12 protein-coding genes are annotated in these 14,037 nt (G+C 64.2%); all 12 read right to left on the bottom strand.

Annotation, left to right across the window (positions count from 1 at the left end; genetic code table 11):
• Positions 1-588: 588 nt before the first annotated feature.
• The 12 genes from LB565_RS29900 to LB565_RS25435 all read right to left on the bottom strand — a co-directional run bounded on the left by LB565_RS29900 (position 589) and on the right by LB565_RS25435 (position 14,022).
• Complete coding sequence (locus LB565_RS29900) at positions 589-714, bottom strand: hypothetical protein (RefSeq protein WP_263488642.1); 126 nt, start codon at positions 712-714, stop codon at positions 589-591.
• A 15-nt stretch (positions 715-729) separates the two neighbouring features.
• Positions 730-1,611 carry an SMP-30/gluconolactonase/LRE family protein gene (locus LB565_RS25485; protein WP_224588763.1) on the bottom strand — a complete coding sequence of 294 codons (882 nt, stop codon included), beginning with the start codon at positions 1,609-1,611 and terminating at the stop codon, positions 730-732.
• 3 nt (positions 1,612-1,614) lie between these two features.
• Complete coding sequence (locus LB565_RS25480; RefSeq protein ID WP_224588762.1) at positions 1,615-2,583, bottom strand: ABC transporter permease; 969 nt, start codon at positions 2,581-2,583, stop codon at positions 1,615-1,617.
• Positions 2,580-3,569 (bottom strand): ABC transporter permease, encoded by a 990-nt coding sequence (locus LB565_RS25475; protein ID WP_224588761.1) that lies wholly within the window; start codon positions 3,567-3,569, stop codon positions 2,580-2,582. The genes LB565_RS25480 and LB565_RS25475 overlap by 4 nt, the downstream gene beginning before the upstream one ends.
• A gap of 42 nt (positions 3,570-3,611) precedes the next feature.
• Positions 3,612-5,114 carry a sugar ABC transporter ATP-binding protein gene (locus tag LB565_RS25470; RefSeq protein WP_224588759.1) on the bottom strand — a complete coding sequence of 501 codons (1,503 nt, stop codon included), beginning with the start codon at positions 5,112-5,114 and terminating at the stop codon, positions 3,612-3,614.
• Positions 5,115-5,181: 67 nt separating this feature from the next.
• A complete protein-coding gene (locus LB565_RS25465; protein ID WP_224588757.1) occupies positions 5,182-6,249 on the bottom strand; it encodes a substrate-binding domain-containing protein in 1,068 nt (355 codons plus the stop codon).
• Positions 6,250-6,315: 66 nt separating this feature from the next.
• Positions 6,316-7,380, bottom strand: coding sequence for a substrate-binding domain-containing protein (locus tag LB565_RS25460; protein WP_224588755.1), 1,065 nt, complete (start codon positions 7,378-7,380; stop codon positions 6,316-6,318).
• Positions 7,381-7,585: 205 nt separating this feature from the next.
• Positions 7,586-8,356 (bottom strand): GntR family transcriptional regulator, encoded by a 771-nt coding sequence (locus tag LB565_RS25455; RefSeq protein WP_224588753.1) that lies wholly within the window; start codon positions 8,354-8,356, stop codon positions 7,586-7,588.
• A gap of 86 nt (positions 8,357-8,442) precedes the next feature.
• Positions 8,443-9,156, bottom strand: coding sequence for an E3 binding domain-containing protein (locus tag LB565_RS25450; RefSeq protein WP_224588752.1), 714 nt, complete (start codon positions 9,154-9,156; stop codon positions 8,443-8,445).
• Positions 9,153-10,163, bottom strand: a complete 1,011-nt coding sequence (locus tag LB565_RS25445) for an NAD(P)-dependent oxidoreductase (RefSeq protein ID WP_224588751.1) — start codon at positions 10,161-10,163, stop codon at positions 9,153-9,155. Before LB565_RS25445 ends, LB565_RS25450 begins: the two co-directional genes overlap by 4 nt.
• A gap of 30 nt (positions 10,164-10,193) precedes the next feature.
• Complete coding sequence (locus LB565_RS25440; protein ID WP_224588750.1) at positions 10,194-12,590, bottom strand: thiamine pyrophosphate-dependent enzyme; 2,397 nt, start codon at positions 12,588-12,590, stop codon at positions 10,194-10,196.
• A 211-nt stretch (positions 12,591-12,801) separates the two neighbouring features.
• Positions 12,802-14,022 (bottom strand): mandelate racemase/muconate lactonizing enzyme family protein, encoded by a 1,221-nt coding sequence (locus LB565_RS25435; protein WP_224588749.1) that lies wholly within the window; start codon positions 14,020-14,022, stop codon positions 12,802-12,804.
• Between the last annotated feature and the right edge of the window lie 15 nt (positions 14,023-14,037).

Genomic DNA, 14,037 nt, shown 5'->3' with positions numbered 1-14,037 from the left:
CAGGTGACTTTGAACAATCACCAGCCTGCCATGACCGCCCTCTCTCAGCGAATTTGCAGAACTCTCAGCACACTACCCCGAAATCTCTTCCCCCTGTCAGCCCGACGCCTCACGGACCTATTCGTACGCCTTCGCCGCACCCCACCGCACCTATCGGTCAAAGCACTTTGCGACCCAGAAGCTCTGAGGTAAGTGTTGCTGATGCGATAACAGAAGGAGGAAACTGGACAACCGGAACGACAATTGATCAGGCCGGCCGAGCTAACCACCTGTGATGGCACACTAAACTCTGAGGATTTTGGTGTAACCCATTGATGTTTATAATATGTCTGGCCCGGAGGATGCCCTCAAATCATTGATTTCGCAATCTTTTCGCGGGCACAAGTCCAGACATCTTCCCGTATCTCTCCGTATGGTTCCGCGAACCGTACCAGTCGGCAACCCTGCCCCGACGCAGCAAACAAAGGCGTACAAACCGGAAGCACCGAAATGTCTGCCATCGGAAGCGGTCTGTCAGCTTTCGGAGACCGGAATCTGCCATCAGATTTGTCGGGCGGCAGCCTCTCGGCAAATTCGAGAGGCGCATGGTCAAATCTCAATTCCTTCCGCGGAGGCGTCGTCAACGTTCACGCCGAGGATCATGGTCCGCACCTGCAAGTGCATCAACTCACCGATCAGGCAAGCAGCATACTCATTTGCCAGCTCGGCGCGCATGTCCAGGGGCTGCTGCTATCCCTTGAATGCCGGCAGTGTCAGACCCTTGACGCCAACCTCGAGCGCAAACAGTCCGCCCGGATGCTTCTGGCCGACGAAATGGCTCGCCGGACGCCGGAGCACGGCGGAGGTGACATAGAGGATGTCGAGGTCCTTGCCCCCGAACTCGCAGCAGGTCGGCAGGTCGGTCGGCAGCAGCACGGTCTGCATCAGCTTCCCCTCGGGATCGTAGCGGCAGACCCTGCTCGTCATCGGGACGGTCACCCAGTAGCACCCTTCCGCATCGACGGTGGCGCCGTCGGCGACGCCGCCGGTAACGGTCATGTCGATGAAGGTGCGGCGGTTCTCGATATCGCCGGTGGCAGGATCGAAATCATAGGCCCACACCGCGCCGGCATGGCTGTCGGAGAAATACATGGTCTTCGAATCCGGGCTCCAGGCCAGCCCGTTGGAGCAGCCGATGCCGTCGATCATCTTGTGCACCGAAAGATCGGGGTCGAGCCGGTACAGCGCGCCGATGAATTCGATCGGCTTGCCCGGCGCTTCGAACATCGAGCCCGACCAGAACCGCCCCTGCCGGTCCGGCTTGCCGTCGTTGAAACGGGTCTTCGGCATATCCGCTTCCGGATCGACGATCGCCTCGAACTTTCCGGTCGCCGGGTCGAAGAAGTGGAAGCCGTCGGCCATGGTCAACACCAGGCCGCCCTTCTCGCGCAGGCCGAGGCAGCCGAGATATTCCGGCGTCTCGAACACCTCGTCCTTGCCCGCCGCGGGATCGTAGCGATGGATCAGCTTCTTCCAGATGTCGATCCACCAGAGCACGCCGGCCTTCGGATCCCAGAGCGTGCCTTCGCCCAGCTCGGCCCCCGCATCGACGACGCACGTGACTTCCACCATATTTCAAGCCCTTCTGCCGCGAATTCTGCCACCGAGCCCTGCGAAGGTCTCGCTGCCGATCGACACGGTGATCAGTATCACCGCGCCATAGACGACGAGCAGCGCGCCGCTCGATAAATTGAGCGCCGGCAGGAGTCCGGTGAGGATGGTCAGCACCATGGCGCCCGCGACGGTGCCGAGATAATGTCCGCTGCCGCCGAGGATCGAGGCACCGCCGATGGCGACGGCCGCGATCGACGTGAACAGATAGGCGTCGCCCATGCCGAGATAGGCCTGGCCGGAATAGCCGGTCAACAGCATGCCGGCCAAGGCGGCGGTGAGGCCGGAGACGACATAGGTGAGGATGGTGGTGCGCGCCGTCGGCACGCCGGAGAACTCAGCGACCGTGGCGCTGGTGCCGAGCGCATAGAGATGACGCCCGAACGCCGCCTTGGAGAGCAGCAGCGTGGCAGCCAGCGTCAGCGCGAGCCAGATCAGCGCAACGACCGGGAACCCGCCGATTCGGCCGACCGAGAGGAACTGGATCAGCGCCGGCGCCGACGGCGTCGGCGAGCCGCCGGTGAGCACCAGGATCAGGCCCTGCAGGATCACATTGGTGGCCAAGGTCATAATGATCGGCGGCACGCCGAACTGGGCGACACCGACGCCGTTGACGAGCCCGATAAAGGCGCCGCCGGCAAGCAGCAGCGGCATGACCCAGATCAGCGGCAGATCCTGCCCGCCGCAAAGCAGCGCCATGACGATCGCCGCGGAATTCAACACCCAAGGCACCGACAGGTCGATGCCGCCGCCGATGATGACGAAGGTCTGGCCGAGCGCGACGATGCCGACGAAGGCCGCCAGCACCACGGTGGAGCGCATGTTGGAGACCGAGAGGAAGCCCGGCGAGAACATCGCCGTGACCAGGAGCAGCACGACCATGCCGGCATAGGCAAGCACGATAAGGCGGTTGCGGGCGAGAAAGGCGCTCATTGGACGCGGCTCCTCGCGGCCTTTTCGGCGACCGAGCTGGCAAGCACCGAGAGCAGCAGGATGACGCCCGACGCGACCGGTTGCCAATAGCTTGACACATGCAGGACGAAAACAAGATTGCCGATGAGGGTGAGCACGAAGGCGCCGATCAGCGTGCCGGCCAGATGCCCGCGGCCGCCGAACAGGCTGACGCCGCCGATCACCGCGGCCGCTACCGAGGGCAGGATATAGTCCTTGCCGATGGTCGGCGATCCGGCGCCGGTCTGCGTTATCAGGAACAGCGCCGCGCCCGCCGCGAACAGGCCGGACAGGCCGTAGGTGACGATGTTGACGCGCGTGATGGAAACGCCAGACAGGAAAGCCGATTTCTCATTGGAGCCGGAAGCCTGGATGGTGATGCCGGCGCGCGTCGCGCGAAACCACCACCAGAAGAGGAGCAGCGCCAGCAGCATCCAGACAGGACTGGTCAGGCCGAGGAGCTGCGCTGAGGCAAAGCCGACCCACCAACCGGGAACGCTGCCGCCATCGGTCGGCAGGATGATCATGGCGACGCCGTTGAGAATCGACCAAGTGGCGAGCGTCACCAGGAAGGGCTGCAGCTTCAGCAGCGAGATCAACAGCCCGTTGAGCGCGCCGATGAGGAAGCCGAGCCCCAGGATCGCCAACGCCCAGAACGCAGTGGTCGACGGATCGTCAGTGAAGCGTGTCGCCGCGAACACCGTGCCGAGGCTGATCATGCCGCCGATCGACAGATCGATGCCGCCGCGCAGCAGAACGATGGTCTGCCCGGTCGCCGCCAGCATCAGCGTCATTGCCGCCGCCGTGTCGAGGTTGAGCTCGTCCAGACTGAGGACGCCCGACTGCAGGCTGCCATAGATGGCGACGATCAAGGCCAGCATCAGGCAGGCGACCAGGAACGGCGCGCGGTCGAGCGCGCGGCCGCGCCAATCGATGCCCGGCCTGGTGTCCTTCGCTTGCGCCGGCATCTGCGCCCTTTCCACAGTTTGCTCCGCGGACATCACCATGCTTCAGGCCGCCCTGGTTTCAAGCATGGCTGCACGCAGAATCCCCTCCTCCGAAATATGCTCGCCCTCCAGTGCAGCCGCGATACGGCCGTTGCGCATGACCAGCACGCGGTCGGCGACATGGACGAGCTCGGGCATGTCGCTCGAATGGAACAGGATCGCATAGCCCTTAGCGGCGAGGTCGCGCATCAGCTGGAAGATCTCGCCCTTGGTGCCGACATCGACGCCGCGTGTCGGATCATAGAGCAGCAGCACGCGTGCCTCCGTAAGCAGCATCTTGCCGAAGATCACCTTCTGCTGGTTGCCGCCGGAGAGAGTGCCGGCAAGCTGTTCCGGCGTGCCCGCCCTGATGCGCAGGAAATCGACCATCTCCTTGACTAAGGCCGCTTCCTTCTGCCGGCTGAGCAGGCCGTTTTCGGTGAAGCGCCTGATGACCGACAGCGTCAGGTTCTCGCGCACGCTTTTGGTCAAGAGCAGGCCCTGGCCGCGCCGGTCCTCAGGCACCAGCGCGATGCCGTCCTTGCCGGTGAGTGCCTGGCGCGGATTGCCTATCGCGGCAGGCTTGCCCCAAAGCTCGATCATGCCGCCGGCCTTCGTGGCGCCGAACAGCGCCTGGAATAGTTCGCGTTGACCGTGGCCCTGCAGGCCGCCGACGCCGAGCACCTCGCCCTCGCGCAGCGAAAAGTCCACGCCCGAGAGGCGGCTTCCGCTAGTCAGGTTCGCGACCTTGAGCGCGATACGTTGAGTCATGGTCGGAACACGCTCGGGGTAGAGCCGGTCGAGATGACGACCGATCATCCGGGTAACGATCTCGTCGTCGGAGACGGTATTGGCTTCATGCGCAGCAACGGTGCTGCCATTGCGGAAGATCGTCAGCCGGTCGGCGATGGCCCGGACCTCGGCCATGCGATGCGAGATGAAGATCACTAACCTGCCTTCGGCGGCCAACTGCCGGGTAAGCTTCAGCAGCCATTCGGCTTCACGCGCCGGGAGCGCAGACGTCGCTTCGTCGAGGATCAGGATGCGCGGGTTCTTGGCCAGGCCCTTGGCGATCTCAACGATCTGCCGTTCGGCCAGAGTCAGCCGCCGCAATTCCTGCTCGGGACGCAGCGTCGGAAAATCGTATTTCTCGAGCAAGGCGAGCGTGTTTCGGCGCGTCTGTGTGCGGTTGACGGTGCCAAGCATCGTCTGGGGTTCGTGTCGGAACCAGATGTTCTGTTCGACGCTGAGGTCGGGGATCAACGACAATTCCTGGAACACAGCGGCGATGCCGCGCGCCTGCGCGTCATCCGGATTGGCGGGGCGATAGTCTTGTCCGTCGACAAGGATCGAGCCGCCGTCGTGCTTCACCGCTCCCGACAGGATCTGGATGAAGGTGCTCTTGCCCGCGCCATTTTCACCGAGCAGCGCGTGCACCTCGCCGGCTCGGGCGCTGAATGCAGCCTCGCTCAGCGCGACGATGCCGCCAAAGCGTTTGGACAGACCGTTGACAGTGACGAGATCCATGGGCCGCTTTCGAAGAAGTCTCCCGGCATCGCCGGATGCCGGGAGACACGATCGTGGAAAGAGGATGCTACTTGCTGCCGGCGGCTTCCGCCGCGGTGATCTCGACCCAGTCGGGCGTGATCGGCAGCGTCAGGCCGGGCGCCTGGTCGGGGAAGGCATTCTCGCCGATCTTGATCTTGATCATCTTGGTGCCCGGATAGAGTTTCGACTCGAAGGGATCGGTGGTGACGAAATCGCCCTTGACCGAGATCGAGCGCTCGGCCGGCTTCTTGCCGGTGTCGAGAATGTCGACCGCAAGCTTGATCGCTTCCGAGGAAAGATAGGCCGGGTTGGAGCCAAGGATGCACTTGGCCCCTTGCGTCTGTGCGCAGGTAACGGCCGCGACATTGTAGGAGAAGCCGACCACCGGAACGATCGGCCGGCCGGCATCCTTCAGCGCCTGGATGGCGCCCGAGCCGTAGCCTTGCGTCATGATGCCGTCGATCTTTGGATTGGCGGCAAGCAGCGCCGCCACGCCCGACTGTTCCGGTCCGAGCGCGTAGTTGCCGTTGTAATAGCCGACCACCTTGATGTCGGGATATTTGGCCAGCACCTTTTCATAGCCGCCTTGGAGCTGCGCCGAGATCGGCGCGCCGGCGAGGCCCCGGTCGAGGATGATGTTGCCTTTGCCGCCGAGCTGCACGGCCATCCACTCGGCCATGACGGCGGGGATGCGGTCCCAATCCGAGGCGACGGCATAGGCGCAAGGCTCCGTCACCACCTGGTCGAAGCTGATGACGACGATGCCGGCGTCACAGGCCTTCTTGATGGTCGGGTTGAGAGCCGTGTCCGAACCGGCATCGACGAGGATCGCGTCCGGCTTCTGGCGAATGATGTTGTTCAGCGAGTTGATCTGCGCCTGGACCGTGTTCTCGACATTCTCGATCTTGAGGTCGACGCGGCCTTTCAACGGCCCCTTGTTGACCGACACGGTGGCGACACGCTCCATCTGCTGGCGCCAGTCATTGCCGACGAAATTGTTGGAGAGATATATGGTGTAGGGCTTCTTGTCCTCGGCGTGGCCGGCCTGCATGCCAACCACCATCATGGTGGCGGCAAGCGCTGCGAGGCCGGTGTAACGGCTCAATAACTTCATGATTTTTCCTCCCGTTTTTCGTTTCGAAATCGTGACGTCGCACTGCGGCGCCCTCTCCTCATCCAATCAGCTTCCCGAGGCCTCCTTGGGCGTGATCTCCACCCAGCTTGGCGATACAGGCAGCGAAAGGCCCGGCGCCAGATCGGGGAACACGGTCTTGCCGAGTTCGATCTTCACCGCCGACGAATTCGGCGCGTATTTGGCTGCGACCATATCCGTGGTCAGGCCCGGCGAGTTGAACAGCACTGTCGTGTCTGGCGGCTTTTTGCCGGTGTCGAGAATGTCGACGGCGAGCTTGATCGCCTCCGCCGACAGCGACGGCGGATTGGCGCCGAGCCAGCATTTCGCGCCCTTGGTCTCGGCGCAGATGACGCCGGTGCCGTTGAAGGCGGCGGCGACGACCGGCACCATCGGCCGGTCGGCATTCTGCAGCGCCTTGATGGCGCCGGTGCCGTAGCCCTGCGAGAAGATGCCGTCGACCTCGGGATGCGCCGCAAGCAGGCTCGCTACCCCTTCCTGTTCGGGCCCTGCGGCATAGTTGCCGTTGAAATAGCCGACGATCTCGATGCCGGGATATTTCTTCAGCACGGCGCCGAAATTCTTCTCGAACTGCTCGGATATCGGCGCGCCGGCGAGGCCGCGATCCATGAAGACTTTGCCCTTGCCGCCGAGCATGGAGGCCATCCATTCCGCCTGGTTGTTGGCCATGATGTCGAAGTCGGAATGCAGCTTGTAGGCACATTCGGCCGTTACGGTTTGGTCGAAGCTGACGACGATAATGCCGGCGTCGCAGGCTTTCTTGATCGTTGGATTGAGCGCCTCGGCCGACGATGCGTCGATCAAGATGGCGTCGGGCTTTTGCCGGATGATGTTGTTGAGCGAATTGATCTGCGCCTGGACCGTGTTCTCGGCATTTTCGATCTTGAGATCGACGCGACCTTTCAGCGGCCCCTTGTTGACCGCGACATTGGCGACGCGCTCCATCTGCTGGCGCCAGTCATTGCCGACGAAATTGTTGGAAAGATAGATGGCGTAGGTCTTCTTGGTTTCGGCATGGCCGGATGTCGCTCCAACGCAGACTGCAAATCCGGCAAGCGCCACCAAGCCGGCGCACAGGCTCCTCGATTGCATTGTCTCCTCCCTATGTATGTTCCTTCCCGGCCGGCGATGGACTGCGCCATCTTGATCGGACACCGGGCCTCTCGACGGCCGTGAGCACCGGCGGAATTCGCCGCTATCCCGCCTTCCGCCGGCATCTCAGCCTAGCTATCATGCTATTATAATTTTATAGGTCTGTCTATGCGCCCGTCGGCAGAAATCGCACGTCTGGGCGGCCTCAGGACAGGTCGTTCGGCGCGTCGTAGGTGATGCTGAAAATGTCGGCCGGATGGCGCGCGACGGAGAACTCGATGCTGCGCTGGTCGGCCGACTGATAGAGCATCTCCACCGTCAGCACCGCGCTGCCCAGTGCGATGCCGAGATCGGCGGCAACCGCCTCGTCGGCGATTTCGGCGCGCACGGTGACATGCGCCACATCGAGACGCAGGCCGAGATGCTTCTGCACCGAGCGGAAGATCAGCACGTCGGAGAAGTCTTCGCGCTTCAACCTGGCGCCGATGTCCGGGGGGAAGTAGGTGGTGATCTGCGCCTTCCTCTGTTCGCCGATCGATAGCACGCTGCGCAGGCAATAGCCCGCCTCGTCCTTGCCCATGCCGAAATGGCGCTGCAGCACGGGGGAGACTTCCTTGCGATAGGATTTCACCGTGAGCTGCGCATCCTTGGTGAAGGCCGCCATATCGGCGAAGTTCTTGAACTTCCAGCTCAGATTGACCGACGGGCTGCGCGCCGCGACCACCGCCGGCTTCGCCGAGCGCTTCTTGATCAGGCCGTCCGCCTCGAGATCGCGCAGCGCTTGGCGCACGGTGATCAGGCTGACCCCGAAATGCTCGGCGATCGCCGCTTCCTTCGGCAATTCGCCGCCAACGGGAAAGGTGCCGTCACCGATCGGCACCCGCAAGATGTCGGCAAGCTGGCGATAGAGCGGCCCGTTGGAGCGTCCAAGTGTGCGCCTGGGAAGACTGTCGATGGTGGGAACGGTGTGGTCCATGAGCCTCGTCGCGTCTGTGTCGAAGCTTTTATAATAGCTTCCACCGCCCGAGGCTATCGCATGACGCGCAAAACTGTGTTGCGGTCTTAGACGAAGAGCCTAAGCGGGTGCTCGACCGCTGATTTCAGCGCGGTGAGCCACGCGGTCGAGGTTGCCTCGTCGACACGCGCGGCGTCCGCAGTCAGCAGGCATTCGGCGTGGTCACCGGCGGCGCCGACCGAGACTGTCAGGCGCATGGCCCGGCCCGGCAACAGCGGCATCATCATCGGCCGGATATCGCCCGGCGGCAGCAGCCGCACGGACAGGGCAGCGGGTTTTTGCGAATCGTCGCGTTTGTCCGCTTGGGCCGCAAGCCGCATCGATCGAAGCGACGTCAGCGACATTCCCATGGTGGCCGCGAAGACGACTTGGTGCTTGTCCAGTTCAAGCGCCACCCTCGCCTCGCCCAGCTGGGTCGCGTCCGAAATCTCGCCTAACGCGCTACCCGCCGCGCGCAGCAGGATATCATCGATGTCGAACACATTCCCCGAACTCTCTAGCGTGGCCAACAATTCCCGCAACGCGCCCAGCGCGACCGATGTCGCGAAGGCGGCGATGCTGGATGCGGCAATCGAAGGCGCCGGGCCAGCGGCCGAAAGCTCTGCCGGCGCCTGGGCCGGGACGAAATCGAGCACGTCTACGGCCAGGATGCGGCCACCCGGGCCGCTGCCGCACAGAGCGTCGAGCGGAAGGTTGCGCTCGCGGGCAAGCCGGCGCGCATAGGGCGAGGCAGCCAGCCGCGATGCTACGGCAACGTTCATTTCAGATACTCGGCGTTGACGCAGTTGGTCAGCCGGCCCTCGGCCAGATAGGCATGCACGACTTCGATCGATTTCAGCCTGAGGTCGCGCATCGCCGCGGGGCTGTAAAAGGCAGCATGCGGTGTCACGATCAGCCGGTTGGCGACCCATGGCTCGCGGCGCCGCCACGCCGCGAGAAGCGGATGGTCGAGATCGCCCGGTTCGTTCGGCAGCACGTCGAGCCCAGCGCCGGCGACGGTGTCATTGCGCAACGCCGCTTCCAGCGCGTCGAGATCGACGATCGGACCGCGGGCCGTGTTGACGAGGACAAGGCCGGGCCTTGCGGCGGCGAAGGCAGCCGGACCGAGCAGCTTGCGCGTTTCCTCGCTCAACGGCGTGTGGACGCTCACCACATCGGCCCGCCCCATCAGCTCGGCCAGCGAATGCACCCTCTCATAGCCGGTCGACAGGTCGACGCCCGACAGAAGATGCGGATCGTAAAACACCACTTTCATGTCGAAGGCGGCGGCGCGGCGGGCCGCGGCGAGCCCGATACGGCCCAGCCCAACGACGCCGAACGTTGCGCCCTTGTGACGGCGCACCAGCGGCGCCTTGGAGAAATGCCATCCTTCTGCACCATTGGCTGCAAGCTCGCTCGCATAGGCGGACGTGCCGCGCGTCAGCGACAGCATCAGGCCGATGGCGTGGTCGGCAACCTCGGTGGTGCCGTAGTCAGGCACGTTGCAGGCGGGAATCTTGCGCGCGCCCCAGCCGGCGGTGTCGATGTTGTCGAAGCCGACGCCGGAGCGCACCGCGATCCTGGCCTTGAGAAAGGCCGTCGGCGGCGCAGCGACATTGTGGGTCGGCGAATAGTTGATGACAGCATCGACCGCCTGGCAGACCGCCGGATCGAGCGCGGCGGCCTTGTCGTTGGTCGAACGTGCCAGGATGAGCTCGATGTCGGGATAGTGCTCGCGTTCGAGCTCGGCCTCGTCGGCGGCTTGCCAATTGGCACACAGGATCTTCATGCTTGCCCTTCGGATTATGGATACGGGTGACTATTTCTTGATGCCGCCGATACGCCCGCCCATCGGCACCACGGCGCCGACGGGCTGATCGATGGCGGTGAGCGTTCCGCTGACCGGCGCCTCGATCTCGACCACGGCCTTGTCGGTCTCGATCTCGGCGATCAGTTCGCCTTGCTTGACCGCATCGCCGACCGCCTTCAGCCATTTGACGACCGTGCCTTCGCTGACGGTGAGATCGCCGAACGGCATCGTCACCGGCTCGTCATCAGCGGCGGTGGCGACGGAAACGGCTGGTGCGGCGGGTTGCGGCTTGGCTGAAACAGGCGCAGGCTTTGCCGGTGCGGCGCTTTTCAGGCCGACCGTGTACCAATGATCCGGCACTGGCGGCTTGCCGGCGATGACGCCGCGGACACCCTCGGCGATGCGCGCCGTGTCGATCAGCATGGCGCGTTCCAGCACCGGCGCGAAGGGATGCGAGGTCGGTGCGCTGTGCAGCCTTCCCGGCGGGGCGTCGAGCTCGTCGAAAGCGAGCTCGTTGATCGCCTGAGCGATCTCGCCGCCAAGGCCGCACATGGCCCACGCCTCATCGACGACGAGCAGGCGATGGGTTTTTCTGACGCTGGCCACGATCGTGTCGATGTCGAGCGGCATGATGGTGCGCGGGTCGACCACCTCGGCCTCGATGGCCTCGGCCGCCAATGCCTCCGCAGCCTCCAAGGCGCGCTGCACCATCTGCCCGGCCGCGACGATGGTAATGTCGCGGCCCACCCGTGCGATCCGCGCCACGCCGAACGGCACATAGTGTTCTCCCACCGGCACCTCGCCCTTGGACGCGAACAGCGCCTTCGGCTCGAGCATGATGACCGGATCGCCGGCCCGGAGCGCCGTCTTCATCAGGCCCTTGGCGTCCGCCGGGTTAGATGGCACGCAGACGATCAAGCCCGGCATATGGGCGAAGACCGGGTGGTAAATGCCGCTGTGATGCGGACCCGAACTTCGCAGCGCGCCGGCGCCGACGCGCACCACTATCGGCGCGCTCATCACGCCGCTGGTCATATAGCGCAGCTTCGCCGCCTGCAGGAAGATCTGCCCAGCGGTCTCGAAGGCGAAGTCGGCGAACATCAGGTCCGAGACGGTGCGCGCCCCGGTGGCCGAAGCGCCGACGGCGGCGGCAGTAAAACCCTGTTCGGAGATCGGCGTGTCGACCATGCGATCGGGGCCGAACTCCTGCCAAAGATTCTTGGTGTGGGCGAAGCTGCCGCCGCGCTCGCCGGTGCCCTCCCCGAAATAGAGGATCGCCGGATTGGCGCGCATCTCTTCGGCAATGCCGTCGCGCACCGCCTCGAGCCAGCCCTGGATTCGCGTCTCGCCGACGGCGCGCGGCTGAACGGCGGCCGGCGGATTGATCGGATCGGCAAAGACATGCAGGCGCACCGTTGTCGGATCGGGCTCGGGCGAAGTGCGAGCGAAGGTGAGGGCCTCTTCGACCACTTTCTCGATCCGCGCCTCTATTGCCGCGAGCGCCTCGGGGTCGGAGACGCGGTACTCCTCGATCAGCCGCTTGCGGAACATGTCGATCGGATCGCGCTTGATCCAGGCGTCGAGCTCTTCCTGCGTTCTATAGGTGCCGATGACCGGGTCGCCCTCATGGTGGCCGACGGTGCGATAGGTCTTGGCCTCGATCAGCGTCGGGCCCTTGCCTGCCCGGGCGCGTTCAGTGGCTTCCTTCATGGCCAGCCAGACGGCAAAGACGTCGTTGCCATCGACGGCGACGCCGGGCATGCCGTAGGACGCGGCCTTGGTGGCGATCTCGGGATTGAGCGTGATCGATTTGAGCGGGGTCGCGGTGGCGTAGAGATTGTTCTCGCAGATGAAGACTGCGGGCGCCCGCTGCACGGCGGCGAAGTTGAGCGCCTCGTGGAAGCCGCCATGATTGGCGGCGCCGTCGCCGAAGAAGGCCACACCGATATCATCTCGGCCCTGCTGGCGCGCGCTCATGCCGATGCCGACGGCGTGGCCGATGCCGGCGGCGACGATGCCATTGGTGCCGAACAGGCCGACCGAGCGGTCGTAGAGATGCATGGTGCCGCCGCGGCCGCCGCAAATACCGTCGGCCTTGCCGAACAACTCGGCCATCACCCGCCCGGGGTTTGCACCCTTGGCCAGCGCGTGGCCGTGGCCGCGATGGGTCGATGTCACCCAATCGGTCGGCCGCAAATGCGCGCAAACCCCGACGCCGGTCGCTTCCTCGCCGATATAGAGATGCAGAAAGCCTGGTGTTTCGCCCTTGCGGCAAGCGATCTGAGCGACGCTTTCGAAGCGGCGCAGCAACACCATGCGCTCGAACAGGTCGAGCAGGATTTTTCGGTCGGGCAGATTTGGCGCACCCTTGAAATCCTCGCGTGCGCGCGCCGCAGAAATTGCCACCAAAGCCTCCCATGGATCCGTCTGGCGCCGGACAGAAAAGCACCGGCGGCGAGCTTGTAGCTGCTCGCTTCGGGTGCATCATAGATTATAATAGCATAATGTCTACCGCTCTGAGCGGAGCTTGCTGAGGGCAAGCGAATTCACCGTTTCACCGACCGGTGAACCGCTCTATCGCTTTGGTTTGACAAAGGTCCGGACGGAAAACCGTGTGCTAGAGCTTGGTGATGCGCACCGTGGCGTCGGGCCGCTGGAACAGCTCCGGCCGCAGACTGAGACCGAGTCCCGGCCCGTCGAGCGGCGCGACACGGCCGTCACTCACTGGCGGAATGTCGGCGACGATCTCGGTGTACCATCCAGTGAAATAGGCGCGCACGGCTTCCTGGTAGTTGACGTTCGGCAAGGTGGCCGAGAGCGCGCAACTGGCGGCATAGACGATCGGCCCCGTGCAGTCGTGCAGCGTCACCGGCAATTCGCTGGCCTCGGCCATGTTGGCGATCTTGCGCGCTTCGGAAAGGCCGCCGCACCAGGCAAGGTCGATCATGATCACGCTGGCCGCGCGCTTGTCGATCAATTGCTTGAACATCTGCCGCGTGGCCAGCCGCTCGCTGGCGGCGATCGGGATAGACGTGTGGCGCGCCAGCTCGGCCATGGCGTCGAGCTCGTTGTAGCGGATCGGCTCCTCCAGCCAGGCGACGTCGTAGGCCTTCAGCGCCTCGGCGATGCGCAGCGCCGGCGCCAGGCTCCAGAGGCCATGCAACTCGACCATGATCTCCATGTCGCGCCCGACGGCATCGCGGATCTTCTGAAACGGCTCCAGCGCCTTGTCGAGATCGGCGAGCGAGATGCGGGCGCCGTTCGATGCCTCGGCGGAGATATCGAACGGCCATATCTTCATGGCGCCGATGCCTTCGGATTTCAGGCTCCTGGCGAGATCGCCCGCATTGTAGCGCCATGCGAGCAGATCCTCGTAAGGGCCTTCGTTGGAATCGCCCGATTTGAGCGACCAGTCCTCGCCGCGCTCGAACAGCGCGTTTTTCTTGCTGGCCCGCACATGCTTGTAGCCGGCGCAGGTGTTGTAGATCGGCACGGTTCTGTGCGTGCGGCCGCCCAGCAGCCGCCAGACCGGCTCGCCAAGCGCCTGGCCATAGATATCCCACAGCGCGATGTTGACGGCGGAATTGCCGCGCACCTCCGCGCCGGAATCGCGCGCGCCGACATAGACGCTGCCCAGCGTGCGGTCGTGCAGCTCGATATCGCGAGGGTCCTTGCCGACGAGGTAGGGCGCGACATTGTCGTGGATATAGGACGCGACCGGCCCCGGCGCCCAGAAGGTTTCGCCGGTGCCGATCAGGCCCGCATCGGTGTGGACGCGAAGCCAGAACAGGAATGGGAATTCCGCCAGCTGCAGCGTTTCAAGCGCGACGATCTTCAATTTTCCCTCCCCGCT

Source organism: Mesorhizobium sp. CA14, from assembly GCF_020165195.1.
GTDB lineage: Bacteria > Pseudomonadota > Alphaproteobacteria > Rhizobiales > Rhizobiaceae > Mesorhizobium.
The sequence above is the reverse complement of the archived record's forward strand: the minus strand, read 5'-3'. Positions and strand labels throughout refer to the sequence as shown.

Excerpts from the sequence above, each read along its gene's own strand:
- LB565_RS29900 (WP_263488642.1), bottom strand. The coding sequence starts at position 714 with ATGCGCGCCGAGCTGGCAAATGAGTATGCTGCTTGCCTGATCGGTGAG.
- LB565_RS25445 (WP_224588751.1), bottom strand. The coding sequence starts at position 10,163 with ATGAAGATCCTGTGTGCCAATTGGCAAGCCGCCGACGAGGCCGAGCTC.
- LB565_RS25460 (WP_224588755.1), bottom strand. The coding sequence starts at position 7,380 with ATGCAATCGAGGAGCCTGTGCGCCGGCTTGGTGGCGCTTGCCGGATTT.
- LB565_RS25485 (WP_224588763.1), bottom strand. The coding sequence starts at position 1,611 with ATGGTGGAAGTCACGTGCGTCGTCGATGCGGGGGCCGAGCTGGGCGAA.
- LB565_RS25465 (WP_224588757.1), bottom strand. The coding sequence starts at position 6,249 with ATGAAGTTATTGAGCCGTTACACCGGCCTCGCAGCGCTTGCCGCCACC.
- LB565_RS25475 (WP_224588761.1), bottom strand. The coding sequence starts at position 3,569 with ATGCCGGCGCAAGCGAAGGACACCAGGCCGGGCATCGATTGGCGCGGC.
- LB565_RS25455 (WP_224588753.1), bottom strand. The coding sequence starts at position 8,356 with ATGGACCACACCGTTCCCACCATCGACAGTCTTCCCAGGCGCACACTT.
- LB565_RS25450 (WP_224588752.1), bottom strand. The coding sequence starts at position 9,156 with ATGAACGTTGCCGTAGCATCGCGGCTGGCTGCCTCGCCCTATGCGCGC.
- LB565_RS25470 (WP_224588759.1), bottom strand. The coding sequence starts at position 5,114 with ATGGATCTCGTCACTGTCAACGGTCTGTCCAAACGCTTTGGCGGCATC.
- LB565_RS25480 (WP_224588762.1), bottom strand. The coding sequence starts at position 2,583 with ATGAGCGCCTTTCTCGCCCGCAACCGCCTTATCGTGCTTGCCTATGCC.